The sequence below is a fragment of the Clostridium cellulovorans 743B genome (assembly GCF_000145275.1).
Lineage (GTDB): Bacteria > Bacillota > Clostridia > Clostridiales > Clostridiaceae > Clostridium_K > Clostridium_K cellulovorans.
The window spans coordinates 4,375,632-4,393,684 of record NC_014393.1 but is presented as its reverse complement, the minus strand read 5'-3'; the positions used below and the strand labels follow the sequence as shown (position 1 = coordinate 4,393,684).

10 protein-coding genes, 1 riboswitch and 1 other annotated feature are annotated in these 18,053 nt (G+C 32.0%); of the genes, 6 read left to right on the top strand and 4 right to left on the bottom strand.

The features are described from left to right. Positions 1–509 precede the first annotated feature (509 nt). From CLOCEL_RS18030 to CLOCEL_RS18015, 4 genes are all read left to right on the top strand, one after another. The gene (locus CLOCEL_RS18030; RefSeq protein ID WP_010073624.1) at positions 510–3,308 is read left to right on the top strand and encodes a lipase family protein; all 2,799 of its coding nucleotides are present in this window, start codon (positions 510–512) and stop codon (positions 3,306–3,308) included. A gap of 46 nt (positions 3,309–3,354) precedes the next feature. Continuing rightward, positions 3,355–3,579, top strand: coding sequence for a hypothetical protein (locus tag CLOCEL_RS18025; RefSeq protein ID WP_010073623.1), 225 nt, complete (start codon positions 3,355–3,357; stop codon positions 3,577–3,579). A gap of 428 nt (positions 3,580–4,007) precedes the next feature. Then, entirely contained in the window at positions 4,008–4,844 is an 837-nt protein-coding gene (locus CLOCEL_RS18020) for a class I SAM-dependent methyltransferase (protein ID WP_010073622.1), read from the top strand. 40 nt (positions 4,845–4,884) lie between these two features. After that, on the top strand, positions 4,885–5,991 hold the full coding sequence (locus CLOCEL_RS18015) for an SGNH/GDSL hydrolase family protein (protein ID WP_010073621.1): 1,107 nt from the start codon (positions 4,885–4,887) through the stop codon (positions 5,989–5,991). Here CLOCEL_RS18015 and CLOCEL_RS18010 read toward each other — a convergent pair. After that, the gene (locus CLOCEL_RS18010) at positions 5,986–6,948 is read right to left on the bottom strand and encodes a LysR family transcriptional regulator (protein ID WP_010073620.1); all 963 of its coding nucleotides are present in this window, start codon (positions 6,946–6,948) and stop codon (positions 5,986–5,988) included. The two genes, CLOCEL_RS18015 and CLOCEL_RS18010, sit on opposite strands and share 6 nt — an antisense overlap. A gap of 470 nt (positions 6,949–7,418) precedes the next feature. Here CLOCEL_RS18010 and CLOCEL_RS18005 point away from each other — a divergent pair, with 470 nt between their 5' ends. Beyond that, complete coding sequence (locus CLOCEL_RS18005; protein ID WP_010073619.1) at positions 7,419–10,406, top strand: CBM35 domain-containing protein; 2,988 nt, start codon at positions 7,419–7,421, stop codon at positions 10,404–10,406. A gap of 108 nt (positions 10,407–10,514) precedes the next feature. Here the strand turns inward: CLOCEL_RS18005 and CLOCEL_RS18000 are convergent, their stop codons facing one another. The 3 genes from CLOCEL_RS18000 to CLOCEL_RS17990 all read right to left on the bottom strand — a co-directional run bounded on the left by CLOCEL_RS18000 (position 10,515) and on the right by CLOCEL_RS17990 (position 14,567). Continuing rightward, the gene (locus tag CLOCEL_RS18000; RefSeq protein ID WP_010073618.1) at positions 10,515–11,978 is read right to left on the bottom strand and encodes an amino acid permease; all 1,464 of its coding nucleotides are present in this window, start codon (positions 11,976–11,978) and stop codon (positions 10,515–10,517) included. A gap of 131 nt (positions 11,979–12,109) precedes the next feature. Then, positions 12,110–12,285: riboswitch (Lysine riboswitch) on the bottom strand. A 227-nt stretch (positions 12,286–12,512) separates the two neighbouring features. Continuing rightward, the gene (gene nhaA, locus CLOCEL_RS17995; RefSeq protein WP_010073617.1) at positions 12,513–13,724 is read right to left on the bottom strand and encodes a Na+/H+ antiporter NhaA; all 1,212 of its coding nucleotides are present in this window, start codon (positions 13,722–13,724) and stop codon (positions 12,513–12,515) included. A gap of 130 nt (positions 13,725–13,854) precedes the next feature. After that, positions 13,855–13,912, bottom strand: a sequence feature (sodium ion sensor (DUF1646 type); this cis-regulatory element may regulate processes involved in with the transportation of sodium ions). A gap of 70 nt (positions 13,913–13,982) precedes the next feature. Beyond that, positions 13,983–14,567: a TetR/AcrR family transcriptional regulator gene (locus CLOCEL_RS17990; protein WP_010073616.1), complete on the bottom strand. Its 585-nt coding sequence runs from the start codon at positions 14,565–14,567 to the stop codon at positions 13,983–13,985. Between the two features lie 264 nt (positions 14,568–14,831). On the opposite strand from CLOCEL_RS17990, the gene CLOCEL_RS17985 reads away from it, so the two are divergent. Then, positions 14,832–17,978 (top strand): MMPL family transporter, encoded by a 3,147-nt coding sequence (locus tag CLOCEL_RS17985; protein ID WP_010073615.1) that lies wholly within the window; start codon positions 14,832–14,834, stop codon positions 17,976–17,978. The last annotated feature ends 75 nt before the right edge of the window (positions 17,979–18,053 follow it).

Below are 18,053 nucleotides of genomic sequence, written 5' to 3'. Positions count from 1 at the left end.
AAAATATCTTATCTCTTTGTAGGCTTGAAATTTAAGGAACTTTGGACAAAGGAAACATTTACTTGTGAAAATGAAGAGTTATCTGTGAAGATACCAGCACATGGAGCAAAACTTTATAAATATTAATCAACGATAAAGAAAATTATAATAATGACAAGAGCTAGTGTTTCTATAGGAAGAAACAGTGGCTCTTTTTTAATTATATATGTTTCGATTAAAAATTTACATTGGTTTCATAAACGGTATAAGTGTTTAATGTAGAAATATTAATGGATACCACATATTTTACAAAAAATAATAAAATGTAATTGATATGTAGGACTATTGCTAATAGTAAAAATCTAATGATAAGTCTTGTATATTTTTGGATAATGTTAATTTAAAAATTAACATTAAATTAACATAAAAGTTATAAGTGAAAGAAAAGTATTATTGAGTTATGGAAAATAATGCGATATTATACAAGTACATGAGAAATTATGTAAATAAATGTGAAAAGGGTGGAATTTATGAATCGTAAAGAAGGAAGTATTAAACAGAAGGTTGCTTTAATGATGGCTATGCTTTTGGTAAGTACATCAATTAACCTTCAATCGGTACAAGCAGTAGGAAAAAAGAAAAATTTACAAGAGAGAATTTTCTCTGATAGTGGAAAAGAAAATTTAGACTTTAAAAAACCAATGACACCGAAACAATATGAGATATTATCACTTAGGAATAGGAGGAATCAAGGAAATTTAGAATCAGCACCTGAAAAGTATAAATTAATTAAGGTTGGTGAACATTCAAGCACTGTTGATGAAAAAAAAGATTCAGATAAAGATGGGCTTGAAGATTCACTTGAAAAATATTTTGGAACAGATGTGCAAAGGGATGATACTGATGAAGATGGTTTGAGCGACTACATAGAAATCATATTAAAATTGAACCCATTAAGTAAAGATACAGATGGGAATAGTATTGAGGATGGATTAGAGGATGCTGATCATGATGGATTAAGCAATCTAGAAGAGAAAAATATTGGTACAGATTGCTCTGAAAAAGATACTGATGGAGATAAATTATTAGACGGAGAAGAATTAAAAGTAAATCAAACTTCGCCATTGTTAGAAGACACTGATGGAGATTCATTAACAGATAAAGATGAAATATTGTTAAATTTAAATCCATGTAAAGCTTCTTCTGATGAAGTTACTCATGATAGTAAAAGGAGAGTACAACAAAATTTAAGTGATAAGCGAATTGCAGATTCTTTAAAAAACAGTAGCAATTTATTTGTTCCTTTCTTGTCAGGTGCTACATCTAGAGTAATAGACGAGAATGTGTTCTTGGATAAATACAATAATGATGTATTGGGTAAAAATCCTGCTGTTATAAGTGAGCCAATTCAAGTAAAAACTTTGTTAAATGAAGGGGATCAATTACTTCTAAGATTTGATTACAGAAACTTTTTGAATTCTCATGATGAATCAGCCACGGATAAACTTACTATCTGTCAATTCAAAAATGATGAGTTCATTCCTTTGGAAACAAATAATGATAGGAGTAATAGAACTTTGAAAGCCAATATATCCGGGGAAGGTATTTATTTTGTCCTTGATATTGGGAGTTTTTTAAATGGCATGGGTATAGATACGATGTCTGGGAAAAACAGTTATGAAAAAACTCATTCATCACTAGCTGAAAAATTGAATACAAATATAGTAGTTCGATCAGAAAATGATAAAACTATGGTTTTACTAAATGATTATCAATATGTTAAGTTAGATGATAAAGTTTCTGAAGCAAGCAACATAGACTCAGATGGAGATGGGGTTAGTGACTATAAGGAACTTGGGAAAAAAACAGTAAAAGATTTAAAACCTTTTGTTAATACGTTACTTAAGAAAGAAGGAATTTCAGAAGATCAGTACACGGGAAAAACAACCGTTGCCGTATATCAAGCTGTATCAAATCCAACCGTGGCTGATAGTGATTATGATGGAAGAGATGATTCGAATGATCCAAATCCAGGAAGTAATTCGTTTTCTGGAATGTTGAGTACAGATTATGCTAATTCCAATGTTTCATATATAATGGACTATAGAGATTTCTTTAGCAGTAATACCTCCTATAACACTGATATTGGAACAATATCTTCATTATACTCATCAATTATATACCACGGTAGTACATACTCTGGCATGAATATGAAAGAATTTATGGAGAGTAACGGTATGTATGATGTAACTTGTTATGATTTTACTAGTACCTATAGTGACTCAGATGTATCTGAAGCTTACATAGGGCATAGAAAGGTTTCATATTCTGGGCAAACAAAAGAAATAATTGCTATAGTGGTAAGAGGTACAAATGGAACCATTAAAGAGTGGTCAAGTAATTTTGATGTAGGAACTACAGATCAATACTATAGGTACGCAGATTGGATGGTAGTAAATAATCACAAAGGCTTTGATGTAGCAGCCACAAGAATATTGAGATGTTTGCAGCAATATGAATCTCTAGGATACATAGATACGTCAGTTCAAGGTGTATATTGGGTAATGGGACACTCACGAGGTGCTGGAATAGCTAATATTATTGGTGCACGCTTAATTGATAAGTCAAAATATGTGTATGCATATACTTTTGCTGCTCCTAATACTACAACGGCTTCTAATGCTAGCAATTATGTTGGGATTTATAACATTTTAAATACAGATGATTTTGTTCCATATTTGCCAATGGCTCCTTGGGGGTTCAAACACTACGGAAAATCCGTTAGTATAAGCATAGCAGATAATTACGAAAGTGAATGGGAAAGTTTAACTAAATGCACAAATGAATTTGGTGTAATAGATTATAATAATGATGCAATAGGCATGAACGATACATTGGAAGCATTAAGTGCTATTGTAAATAATCGAAATCAGTGCTACTTATACACTTGTGACTGTCATGGTGATGACTCTTTGGACAATATTACTATTAGAAATTATGGAACATCTAAAAACAGCAGAGAAGAGGCTATAGCAAAAATACCTGCCAATGCATTACCTTACTGTAAAATTACTAGATATACTGGTACCTTGTTTATTGGATGGGATTTTGAAGTCTGTCAACAACCAGAATATTTTATGCAGGTATTAGCAGCATTTATGGGAAATAGTATTAGCGCTACAAGGTTTGCAGTTGAACTCAATATAGCTGATAGATACGAGTCTGCTAAAACTGCTATTATTAGATCAGGGTTAGGAGGACTTGCACATCCACATTATCCAGAATCATATTATTTGCTATCGAAGCATGTTTATGCAAGTTCATTTTAGTGAATAATGGTATTTTTACAACAAAACTGAAATGGAGGTAGCTGATATGAGAAAATATAGGATTTTTTATGTACTTGACTCAATATGGATAGTTTTCTTCTTTTTAAAAGCTGTTATAGAAAACAACTCATCTAAAACCGGTTTAGTGGCACTTGAAAGTCTAGGACATTTTGTTCTTTACAGTATTTTATGTATTATAGGGATTTTAGCACTTGTTATAGTGATGATAATTCATAAAATTTCTATAAAAAAACGTAAGATAAATAGATAAAATGAATGAATTTATTTTGATATTGTGAGATTTTGATTTTAAATTGAATATGGTTTAAACTCCTTTAGACGTATAGGTTTGAGGGAGTTTGTTTTGCATAAAGATAAAGTTGTTACTTCATTAGTAAGTATAAAAACTAGAAGAATTCCATCAATTATATTTGCATTTTAGCATTTTATTTATGGTAATGCAAATAGTATGTATTATTAAAAAAATGAGGTATTTTATATTTGAATAGGAATCAACTTCTTATTTTTTATATACGCCTTTACAGGGAAAATTATGACAAATTTCATAGTTATGATTATTAACAATGAGATGATAATATGAATAATATCCGGATAAGAATAGTACATACTTTTTACTAAATACTTGCTTTCTAAGAACTCTTGATTAGAAGAATCATAAATTACATGTGGAGGATATATATGAATAAGGTATATAAAAATAGAGATGAGTTTCTTTGTAGTGTTTTTGATAGAGCAGCTTCTGCTTTTGGGAGTAAAGGACCGAAATACTTTCAGTATTTTGGGAAACGGTTGGTGGAGTTATCGAATTTACAACCTAAAATGAAAGTTTTAGATGTTGCAACAGGAAGGGGGGCTTCATTATTTCCAGTTGTAGAGATAATTGGACAATTAGGATTTGTCACAGGTATAGATTTTTCTAAAGAAATGATTGTTGAAACAAAAAAAGAAATTAGATATGAGGGTTATAATAATGTTCAGCTACTTCAAATGGATGCTGAAAGCCTTGAATTTGATGATAATAGTTTTGATTATGTTTTATGTGGTCTTTCAATTCAATTTTTTACAAAATACACTGATGCGTTAAGGGAGATGAATAGAGTTCTTAAACCTAATGGTAGGCTAGGGTTATCAACCTGGAAAAGGAAAGATACAACACCTTTTTTTATGAATATTGTAGCAAAATATCTAAGAGATGTGTGCGTACCTTATAACATGAATAAAGAAAGGGGAGAATTTGGTACTGATGAATCATTAAGAAAAATGCTAAGTGATGTAGGTTTTCGTAAGATTCAAGTTATTGAAGAACATAAAACATTCTATTATAAAAATGAGGATGAATGGTGGCAAGAACAATGGTCACATGCAGGGAGAGCTGCTTTCGAACTTATAAAAAACTTAGGAGATGAAGTGTATAATCAATTTAAAGAAGAAGTCTCAAAAAAGTTAGTAGAAAATACAGATTCAAAAGGTATTCCATTTGAAGCAAGTATTCTTTATGCTTTTGGTGATAAATAAATACCGTATAATAATATATTAAAGTTTGATAGGTGAAAGTATGGCGATTAATGATAAAGATCTTATAAAGAGAATAGCAGAAAATTCCTTGATTAATGTAGGTAATAATTATCGTATTAAAACTGTAATGGAAAAGGCTATGAGAGGAGAAAAAGTAACTATAGTCTATTTGGGTGCTTCTATTACTGAGGGAATTATGGTTGAGGAGAAAGAATGTTTTACCATAAAATCATATAATTATTTTTCAAAAAATTTTGGTGTAGGAAATAATGTAAAATATGTAAATGCAGGAGTTTCAGGCACAGATTCTGTATTGGGACTAATCCGTGCAGATAGAGATGTACTAGAATATGAACCTGACATTATATTTGTTGAGTTTGCTGTTAATGATACAAAGAATAATTTATGTAGAGCAACTTTTGAAGCATTGGTTGCGAAAATGTTAACAAGTAAGACAAAACCTATAGTTATACTATTATTTGCTGTATCTGAAGTAGGTTACACCTGTCAGGGGCAGATGAAGCAGATAGGAATTCATTATGATTTACCGATGATCAGCATTAAAGAAGGAATCATACCAGAAATAAATGCTAATCAGATTACTTGGAAGGATTATTCTGATGATCTAGGGCATCCTAACAACCAGGGACATAGCCTTATTACAGAAATGATCAATCACTATTTTGAAACAGCTTATAAAAAAGCAAAGGATACAGGCTACAAGCTGTCAGAAAAAGCTTTCTATGGACTACAGTTTCAAAGTATGGTTATGCTTGATTCTTTAAATGCAAATTTAGATACCACTGGAGGCTTTAAAGCTACAGAAACAATTGCAGCAATGAAAAATGGTTGGGTACGTAAGGCAGGAGCTTCGATGGAAAGTTTCTTGTTTAACCTTCAATGTAGAAGTCTATTTGTAGTTTATAAAGAAAGTAGTAATATTAAGACAGGTACCGTAGAAGTATATGTGGACGGAAAGATGAAACTTTTGTTAAATGGGTACAATAGTATGGGTTGGGATAATCCAGTGACAAAGCTTGTATTTGATGAACAGGATGCAGAGATACATACTATTGAGATAAAAGTACCCGAGTGTGATGCGGAGAAAGAATTTACAATCTTAGGATTTGGATATTGTAGTTTATAGCCAGGTACCTTGTCCAATTAGTTTCTTCAGAAGTACAATATATTCATGTGCTGCTTTTGATAGATAACGGTTCTTTTTTGATGCAAAGACAATTTCATTAGTTGCATGTTCATTATTTAATTTATAATAAACGGGATGATCAGCATAATTGCCAAAACGTATTAAAGTGTCAGGTATAAAAGTAAAAGCGATTCCTGATAAAACCCAATGAAAAGCTGTTTCTATTTGGCTTGAATATAGAATAATATTTGGGTTAATGTTACTTTCCTTAAAAATCTCTATAAAAACATTATGTGGACTTTGACCAGGTTCAACTATGATGAATGGGTGATTTTCGCAGAGGGATAAATCCAAAGCATCTACCTGGTAGTAGTAATCTGAATCATAAGTAATATCTTCAGGAGTAAGTTGTAAATTTTCTCTCTCTAAATTAAAAGGATGTCCTTTGGGAACTGCTAAATAATAAGTTTCGTCTGAGAGTATTTCAACTTGAAATATCTTAGGATCAAAGATATTTGTATCAATGCAAATATCTATATTGCCTTCAAGTAGTGAATTACTTAGTGCATTGATAGAATCAGTAATTATATTTAATTTAATTCTTGGGTATTTTTTATGAAATGCAGCGATACTTTTAGTGAGAAGGAATGATGCACGAAAAGGAGAAGTGCCGATTGTTAGTTCTCCTACTTGTAAATCACTTAAGTCTGCTAGTTCATAATTCAGCTCATTCTCTATAGCTTGTATTTTACGAGCAGCTTTCACAAAGGCTTCACCAGCAGGTGTTAATTTTAGAGGTGAAGTGCTCCGATCAAATAAAACCGTTTTCAATTGGTATTCTAAGTTCCTAATAAATTGACTAAGAGAAGGTTGTGTTACAAAAAGCCTTTTTGCAGCTTTGGAAAAATTACGTTCTTCTGCTAACACAAGAATATATTCTATTTGTTGTGATGTCATTTACGATTCCTCCGTAAATATTTTTATCAAAAATAATGAAAATCTGTAAGTATTATAAGTAAATGCTTATACTTTGTATAATATTATAACTATTATACGAATTCAAGTGCTAATGATATAATTAACATATGAATCTAGTATGAAAGAAATAGATTTGAGAATTACATAAAAAAGCAGCTTAACATTTTCAAAATTACCATATGTTTTGGGAAGTATTCCGGATATTTATGTAAAATTTTTACCTATATTTAATATTTTTCATGCTAAGATTGATAATTTAAAGGTGATAGAACTAACCATATCTAGCCATATGTAATGTAAATAATGTTAATAGGTGAGATAACTTAGTTATCGTTAGATTTGTAGTTATGTTTTATTTCTTGGAAATTTTTTGCAACGATAGGAACATATATGTTAAAACTTGATTATTACATTTAAATGAAAAAAATAAAATATTGTGGAGGAGAAAAATGATAAAAAAACTGAATATCAAAAAAATGGTTTCTTTATTTATGTCAGCAGCGGTTATTACAACAATGATATCAATACCAACTATAAAGACTTATGCTGCTGAAGATGAGAAGCTGCTGTACACTTTTGATGATAGTACAACCATGGGCTGGAATGTTGTAAATCCAGCTGCAAATGGAGGTGCTTTTGATACTAATGTCAGTGCACCAATAGAGTATAGCGAAGATTTAAAAATGGATGGCAATGATGGCGCATTAAAAATTAACGCTAATTTTACAAATAAGACCTGGGACGATGCAAGTGTTATGGTGAATTTAGGTGCAACAGGAGAAGACTTTTCAGCTTACGATACTCTTGACTATGATCTATTTGTTCCAACTAATTTTGACAAGAAACTGATAATTGGTACAGCAGGAATGGATTCAAGTTGGAAATGGCAAGATGATTTATTTACTAGTGATTATAGTGGAATTGATCTTAATAGTGGCGAACAGACTACTATAAGTGGTAAAGCTTATAACAAGTTGCATGTAACTCGTTCAAAAACGAAAGCTTTTGATAGTTTGTCGGATAAAACTTTCATGGCTTTTATAATCAAAATTGCTACAACTGCTACAACTTATTGTGGACCAATATATTTAGATAATATAGCAATATCTAAAGGTGGATATGATCCAAGTGCTATACCTTCAAAATCAGGAAAAGATAATATTTGTCTTGAAGCTGAAAACGGAACACTGACAGGATTAAATATTACTAAAGATAGCAGTGCGTCAGGTGAATCTTATGTTCAGGGTTTTGATGCTCCTGGAGATACCTTGAAGGTAACTGCTGATATACAAATTAGTGGCTCTTATGCAGTAGTAATTAGATATAAAACTTTTGGCGGAGATAAAAGTAATCCAGTGTATCTTAATAAGACAAAAGTAAAAGATTGCAGTTTTAAGCAAACAGATCAGTGGAAGGATGTTATAGTAGGTCCATTAAAACTAAAGGCTGGAAAAAACGAATTTTCAATCGGCGTAAGCTGGGGTTGGATAGCTGTTGATTATATAAGTTTTATAGGTGGCGATGGAAAACAGGTTAGTAAGGTAGATTTATCAACTAGTACTACAAGCTCCCAACCATGTGATATACCTGTCAACTTTACAGCAGTAGCAGATGATGCTGCACAGTATAGATTTGAAGTTAAAAAGGTAGACGGTGAATGGAAAGAGATAAGCAAATATTCTAGCAGTCTATCTTGTGTATGGGTACCAGGTACTGCTGGGGATTATGAAATAAAAGTTACTGCTCGTGGTTTATCTTTGATTGATACGCAAGCTGAACAAACAATTAAATATACTGCATTACCAGCCTATGAAAATAAACCTTTAGTTAATCAGATGTTCGGCAGTGGTATGGTACTTCAAAGGGATATAGACAATGCTATATGGGGTTGGGCTAAACATGGTACAAATGTAACTGTAACCATAGGTACAGAAACTTTCACTGGAGTTTCAGATATCGATGGAAAGTGGAAGATAGGCATAGGAAAACATTCAGCAGGAGAACCTTACAATATATCTGTTGTTGCTGGAGTTGAAACTGTGAATATCACTGATGTTCTTTTTGGAGACGTATGGCTATGTTCAGGTCAATCTAATATGGCATTTACATTAAAAGAAGCTGCAGAGGCAGCTAATGAAATTCAGAATTCAAATTATCCAAATATACGTTACTATACAGTACCTATGAAGACAAGTCCTGCACCTGTTGCAACTATGGAAAATCCTGAAGGATGGAAGGTTTGTTCACCTAGTACAAGTAGTAATTTATCAGCAGTAGCATACTTCTTTGCTAGAAAGTTAAATAAGGATTTAAATGTACCAATTGGAGTAGTCTTTTCTGCTGTGGGAGGAACTAAGGCAGAAGAGTGGACTAGCTATGAAAGTCTACAGACTATGCCTGAATATGTAGATTCCTCAAATGAAATTAAAACAGGTACGGCAGACATAGATATAATATCTTCACCAACTGTTCTTTATAATGGAATGATTGCGCCAGTCGTTCCATATGGGTTAAAAGGAGTACTTTGGTATCAAGGAGAAAGCAACTGGGGAGAAAGTACATATAATAAACTATTACCTACTCTTATTTCTGATTGGCGTAAAAACTTTGGTATAAAGGAACTTCCATTTATACTTGTTCAAATATCAGCTTATGGAACTCTTCAATCTGAAACGAATATAGTTCAGAATTGGAATGGTTTGGCGGAGATTCGTGAGGCTCAGCTAAAGACTATGTTAAGTGATAAAAATGTAGGTTTAGTTGTTACCACAGATGTTGGAGATCCGGCGAATATACATCCAACCAATAAGCAGGATGTTGGGTTGAGAGCTGCTTTAAGTGCTGAGAAAAAAGTGTACAACCAAAATATTATTTATTCTGGACCTATATATAAATCAATGGTGGTAGAAGGAAATTCTATAAAAATAAGTTTTGATTCAATAGGTAGTGGATTAATGGTGGGTTTAAAACAAGGCTTAACACCGGCTGTAGAAGTGAAGGATGGTAAATTAACAGGCTTTGCTATTGCAGGTTCTGATAATGTCTTTTATTTAGCGGATGCTGTAATCAGTGGAGACACTGTAGTGGTATCATCAAGTAAAGTAACTAACCCTACAGCAGTAAGATTTGGCTGGGCTGATTCACCAGTTACTAATCTTTATAATAAAGAAGGATTACCTGCTTCGACCTTTAGAACAGATACAACTTATATAAGAGTAGCAGAGGATATACCTACAGTTTTATATGGAGATATAAACAAAGATGGAAAAGTTAATGCTTTAGATTTTGCATTATTTAAAAAGTTCCTGCTAAGTTCATCAGGTACATATGATACAATTTTAGATCTTAATAAGGATAATTCCGTAAATGCCGTGGATTTTGCTATCTTGAAAAAGTATTTACTTGGAGGTATAAGTAGTTTACCATATGTGAAATAGTTACGGGTATTGAAAACTAAATCATTATATATATTTAAAGGACTTACTATCAAAAGTAAGTCCTTTATAATGCCACTAAGAGAAATGTAGCATAGGAATTATATTTCATTATTTCACTGAATTCTGAGAAGCAGTTTCTTCCATTTCAAGGTCTACATCTTCAAGCTTTATGACAGTTGTTTTATGTTTTAATTTATAGTACGACCACAAACCAATAAAGATAGGTAATCCTATATAAGAAGCGATTACACCACTCCAATCAATTGTATCTGCATCAAAGTAGCTAATCCCTTGACCAAAGATTACGATTATACAAAGTATTAATGCAATGATTGGCCCTAATGGGAAGAACTTTGCTTTATAAGTTAGTTTATTTATATCTCGACCTTGAGCAACAAAAGCTTTACGGAAACGATAGTGGCATAAAGCAATTCCAGCCCATGCAATAAAGCCAGCAAGACCTGAAGCAGCTACAAGCCACACATATACAGTGTTTTCAGCATAAAGTCCTGTTAGGAAACAAGCTGAAGCAATAACTGTAGTTAAAATTAATGCGTTGATTGGAACTCCTCTTGAGTTTAACTTTCCTAAGAAACTAGGAGCCCTTCCTTCTTTAGCCATTGCATAAAGCATTCTAGTAGAAGCATACATACCAGAGTTACCACAAGATAATACGGAAGTTAATATTACTGCATTCATTAAAGAAGCAGCGGCAGCAATTCCAGCTTTTTCGAAGACCATTGTAAATGGACTTACATCTACTCCAGCTTGTGTATAAGGTATAATTGCACCTACAACAAAAATTGTTCCTAGATAGAAAATTATAATTCTCCAAAAGATTGTATTAATTGCTTTTGGGATTGTTTTACCAGGGTTTTCACTTTCACCGGCAGCAATTCCAACTAATTCAGTACCTTGGAAGGAGAAGCCGGCAATTAAGAAGATTAAGAAAATCGATTTAGGCCCTCCAACAAATGGAGCTTCATCTATTGTAAAGTTACGAAGACCAATGGATTCTCCTCCTAAAATTCCAACAATAGTAGCAGTACCTATTACTAAGAATATAATTACTGTGATTACCTTTATTCCTGCAAACCAATATTCTGATTCACCATAGGCTTTTGCTGATAATAAGTTAAGAACTACAATTATTACTAAGAATAAAACACTCCAAATAATACTTGGTACGTCAGGAAACCAATATTTCATAAGTAAAGCTCCTGCGACCATTTCAGCAGCAACAGTGATTGCCCAGTTGTACCAAAAATTCCAACCTAATGCAAAACCAAGAGCTGGATCAATAAATTTAGAGGCATAGGTTTCAAAGGAGCCTGCAACAGGCATAAAAGTAGCCATTTCTCCTAAGCTCGTCATTAAAAAATAAACCATTATGCCAATACAAGTGTAAGCAACTAGAGCGCCACCAGGACCAGCTTGATGAATAGTATCCCCAAGTGCAAGGAAAATTCCTGTTCCAATGGCACCACCCATAGCAATCATGTTCAGATGTCTTGATTGCAGTGTTCTTTTTAATTCAGGTGAATCTGAATTTTTTTCATTTGTTATGTTCATGTTTATCCTCCTTATCGGTAGTTTTTCCGATAAGCGAATTACTGAAGATAGAATAAAAAAATACCCTGAGGCTACACTCAGGGTATTTAAGCATGTTTGCATACATAATATACAAACAAGTTTATCATACAAAGAATAATAGCTCTCCACAAATAAGTTTGTGACAGTCTTACATATATTCTATGTAAAACCAGTAGTACAACCTTAAAGCGATTAGTTGCATACTTCGGCGAAATTTCCTTTCAAACTGCATCATCGTGCTTAGCTCCACAGTTTTACTATTAAAGTTCGCGCCTCTATCTCAGATATTCACTTATAAATAAATACAGCATACACTATATTTCGATAAAGGTAAACTATCTTAAAATCAGTTGGATTATAGAATAATATTTTAAATTTTATAAAATGCATAAAAAAATAACTATTTTTTAAAAATATAAAGTTACTTATTATAAAATATCAAATTTACTGCATAAATTATACGATTTTATCAAAATGCATAAATAATCTTATAAACCCCAATATGCAAAGTTTTTATATAGACTCTTTTGTTTTCTCGCTTTGCAATTTTATAAGAGAAAAAACTAGTGCGCCTAATATTGCAGACAATATAGAAGCAATAATAATACTTATTTTAGCAGCGGACAACATGGCTTCATCTGAAAAGGATAAGGAAGCAACAAAGATAGACATAGTAAATCCAATACCTCCAAGTACGCTGGCACCATATAAATGACGTTTAGTTACTTCATGGGGAAGTTTTGCTATTTTAAGTTTAACCAAAATATATGAAACTCCAAAAATACCTATTTGTTTTCCAATAAATAGACCAAAGATAACGCCTAAGCTGACTGGTGTTAATATGATTGTCGAAAGAATATTAATATCAACAGTTATACCAGAGTTAGCTAATGCAAAGATCGGCATAATTACAAAGGAAGACCATGGCGTTAAAGTCTCTTCAAGTTTGTATAAAATTGAAGTTTCAAATTCAGCATCATTCTTACCAGAAGGCAACACCATCCCAAGCAGCACACCAGCAATGGTTGCGTGTATCCCTGATTTCAATAAGCAAATCCATAAAAGTATACCTCCGATAATATAAATAGGTACAAAATTAACATTAAGTTTATTAGCAAGTATAAGAGTCGCCAAAATAATTAGGGCAATAATAAAAGCAGTCCAGGAAATTTGGCTAGTGTAAAATATAGCAATTACAATAATAGCACCTAAATCATCAACTATAGCTAAAGCAGTAAGAAATACGACTATTCCTTTAGGAGCTTTTTTTCCTACTAAAGCAAGTATTCCTAAAGCAAAAGCAATATCTGTTGCCATTGGAATTCCCCATCCAGTTATAGTAGGTTCTTTATAATTAACCAACGCATAAATAATCGCTGGAACAATCATACCTCCTATTGCAGCGGAGATAGGGAGTATGGTCTTTTTAAAAGATTTAAGTTCTCCAAACAGTATTTCTCGTTTAATTTCCATACCAACTACTAAGAAAAATATGACCATTAATCCATCATTAATCCAGTGAAGCACTGACATAGATAAAGAAAATTTCTTGTAGCCGATAGTAAGATAAGTATGAAGAATATCATTATATTTTGTAGCAAAACTAGAATTTGCAATAATCATTGCTATTATTGCACAAAGTAGTAGAAGCAAGCCACTAGAAGCTTCATTCTTAAAAAACTTAGAAAATAGGTTTAATTTCTTATGATATTTTGTATTTTTCATATGTGTTTTCCTCCATATATTATATTTCCCTAAAACCTCAGTTAAAATAAAAGCGTTTAACTAAATATGATTCTTTATGAAACTTATATATTAAAAAAATGCAATAAAAAAGGTGGGAAAACTCAAAACGAGTTTCCCACCCCAGAAACTAAAATTGCTTGAAAGCAAATAACCAAATTTGCCCAACCGTACATAGTTATATTAACTTTTTAATGCTGTTTATATTATATTACATGATATTAGAGTAATCAACTTAAATTATTTTTTCTGGCAAAATAGATTAGAATAGTTAACAAAAATCATACTGATTTCCTGTGAGATTTCTTTAAGTGAGCTATCTATTTCACTACGGAGCCATACCTCATATAAATTAATGATGCCACCTGCAAAAAAATGTGCGTGAATGGAAAATTGAGGTGACTTTTTTGCATGCTCTGGAAAATCACTATTAGTTTTCATATAATCAACAAGGATTTCTTTTAGTTTTATAAGAAAATGTTCAGAACCTCTTGAATTGATAAGAGTTTTATAAAATTCTACATCATCTTCAAGCCAACTTGAGATTTTTAATAGAAGAGGTAAAGGGTTTTGAAAAAAGTTTTTGTGGCTGAATTCACCTAAAAATTCAAACATTTTTCCAATTATTTCATTGGATATCTGTTCCATAAGTGCTCGAATATCTTGATAGTGGGCATAGAAGGTTCCTCGGTTAATATCAGCACGGTTAATAATATCAGTAACTGTGATTTTCTCTATATCTTTTTCTTGTATTAATTCAATGAATGCCTCTCTAATCAATCTCCTTGAACGGATAGCACTTTTATATTCTGCTTTTTCACTCATAATTGAACTCCTAAAAAATTTTTTCTTTAAAATCATACAAAAAAAACTGCACTGTACTATTTTGTACATTTAACGAAAAACTGATGATTTCATATAAAAAGTAATTTTATTATAATGCATATATGATTAAAGTTCAACGAGTGTCTGATTTTGATAATATATACAATTTTGTTGCTATGATTGTTTTTATCTGTATGTATTGGATTTGAAATACTAAACACCAGTTGAAAAAGAGAAAAGTATTTAAGAGGGAGGAATGTTTTTATGAAGAAAATATTAAAGCATCGCTGGGTAATATTGAGTATTTGGATTGTAGCAACAATCTTATTTACAATAAACCAGCCAAATTTGAAACAAATTCTTAATGAAAAAGGAGAAGCAACAATCCCAGATACGGAAGCATCTATAATAGCGTCAAAGATGTTAGATAAAATGGGAACCTCTAAGGGTGATTCATTGTTAATAGTGTTTAACGATGAGAATAAAATTTCAGATGATGAAATGAAAGATATTGAGAAAAGTATAGATAGATTAAATGAAAGTAAGGATAGGCTTCAAATAACTAACATAATAGATCCTTTCAAAACTACAGAAGCTAAGGATCAATTAATTTCTAAGGATGAAACTACGATATTAGTACAAGTTTCCTTTGAAAAAGGTACAAGAGATAACAAAACGGTAATAAATGATTTTGATAAGGAGATTGAAGATGTTAAGGTAAAGCATTATATAACAGGTTCTCTTGCTATAAACAATGATTATACAAGTGACGTTGGTAAGGGGGTTGACAAAAGTGGAATAATAACAATTGGATTTATATTGATTGTCTTAATATTAATGTTTCGTTCTGTTGTTACTCCTATAGTAAGTCTTTTAGCTGTAGGTGTTTCTTATTTATCTTCTATGGGGATAATAGGTATACTTATTCATCAGTTCAACTTTCCGGTTACTAGCTTTACTCAAATGTTCGTTATCTTAGTATTGTTTGGAATAGGAACTGATTATCACATACTTTTATTCAACAGATTTAAGGAAGAACTTTCACACGGATTATCAATAGATGAAGCAGTTGTAACTAGCTATAAGACAGCAGGAAAAACAATAATATATAGTGGATTAACTGTTTTAATGGCTTTTGCAAGTTTATCCTTTGTAAAGTTTCCTGTTTATAGGTCAGCAAATGCAGTTGCTATAGGAATAGCAGCTCTTTTGATAGAAATTATGACATTTACACCTTTACTTATGAAGATTCTTGGTGGAAAACTATTTTGGCCTTCAAAAAATGCAGAAGGGCATAAGGAAAGCAGATTTTGGGGCAAAGCAGCAGAAGCTTCTGTTAAACATCCAGTACTTTCTTTGCTTATTGTAGCAATTATACTTGCGCCAACAATTATTTTTAATACAACTAAATTATCCTTTGATAGCATAAAGGATTTAAGTACTAGTAATCCTTCAGTACAAGGGTTCAATATTGTCGTAGATAAGTTTGGTGCTGGCAAAGTTATGCAGACTACTATAGTTTTAGAAAATGATGAAGCTATGGGGAATAATGAAGATTTAGCAGTTATAGATAACTTAACAGAAAAATTAAAGAAATTAGAAGGAATAAAAGAAGTTTATGGACCTACTCAGCCGAAAGGAGAAATGATAGAAGACTTATATACAAATAGTCAAACTAAAACTGTTGCCAGTGGATTATCTAGTACTAATGATGGAGTTAAAAAAGTAAAAGATGGTCTTACTACCATGAACAATAGTTTATCTATTCCTGATCTTTCACCAGTAAAGGATCTCTCAAATGGAACAGGAGAACTTCAAAACGGAATGGATGCTATAACAGCAGGACTAAGTAAAATAAATGATGGTATAAGTCAAGGTGTTAATGGTGCAGATAACTTAGCTTCGGGTATAGAACAGCTTAAGGGTGCAGATAACTTAGCTTCGGGTATAGAACAGCTTAAGGGTGGTATATCAAAATTAAATGGTGGACTGCAAGCCATTTCAAGCAATATTACAAAAATAAATAAAGGTTACACTGATTTAGGACAAGGTTATAAAAGTTTACCAGTATCAATAGGAGAAATAAAGCAGTTTGTAACAGCGATGGATACAAGCATTACGAATTTGGATGGAAAATTCCCAGGAGATCCTGATGTGAAAGCCTTGAAGGAAACTATTGAACAGTTATCTAAGGCATTAGATAACCTTACAAAAGGTATAAATACGGCAAATACTAATTATGATACACTTACATCTAGCTTATCAAAGGTTAATGAACAATTTCAGAAAATAATAGAGGGTACGAATTCTCAGTCGCAGCTATTTACAGGAATAAATGACCTTGAGAATGGAGCAAAAGCACTTTCTGATGGATTAAAAAAAGGCAGTGCTGGACAAAAACAAGTTATAGAAAGTATGGCACAATTAAAGAATGGTGCCGGAAAAATCAAAACAGGACAGGATGCCTTATATGATGGATTAAGTAAACTAAGTGATGGAATGACACAGTTAAAGGACGGATTAAGTAAAAGCAGTGATGGATTAAATGCTATATCCGATGGTATTAACAAGAGTGATGAATTCCTAACTCAGCTTACAAGCACCAAGAGTTTTTATATTCCTAAAGAAGCTTTTGATAAAGCTGAAATAACTAAAATGCTTGATATGTATATGTCCAAAGATAGAAAAATAGCTAAATTCACTGTGACTTTGGAGACAGAGCCATATGCAGATGATTCAATTAATCTTATAAAGGATATAAATACTTTCACTGAAAATCAATTAAAGGGTACAAAGCTTTCAGATGCAAAAGTTGGAATTGCAGGCTCAACTTCAGCTTCTTATGATTTGAAGAATATCGCTACTCACGATATAACCTTTACACAGATAATAGTTTTAATAGCTATCTTTATATTATTGATTATCGTAATAAGATCCTTCTGGATACCAGTATATATAATAGGATCATTGATAGCAGCATATTATACTTCATTATTAGCAACAGCATTTATTTCTAAGCTACTATTTAGTAGTGCTAAGGATGGGTTAGCTTGGAATGTTCCATTCTTCTCCTTTGTTATGATAGCAGCACTAGGTGTAGATTATAGCATATTCCTTATGATGCGCTATAAAGAATATAATAACCTATCACAAAAGGAAGCTATAGTTATTGCATCAAAAAATATAGGTGGAGTAGTAATGTCGGCAGCTATAATACTAGCAGGAACCTTTGCTACACTTTATCCATCAAATGTAGTTGTACTGATGGAATTAGCTATATGTGTTGTTATAGGATTATTCCTTCTTAGCTTTATCTTGCTTCCAATAGTGATACCGGCACTTATGTCGTTATCAGATGGTTTTCTAAAAAAGAAAAATGTTGAAGTAAAGGAAGAGGTATTAAATCAATAAAAATTTCAGCAAAAATGCAGGTAGTATATGATGAATATAAAGTTCATCATGTACTGCCTGTTTTTATTTCAAACG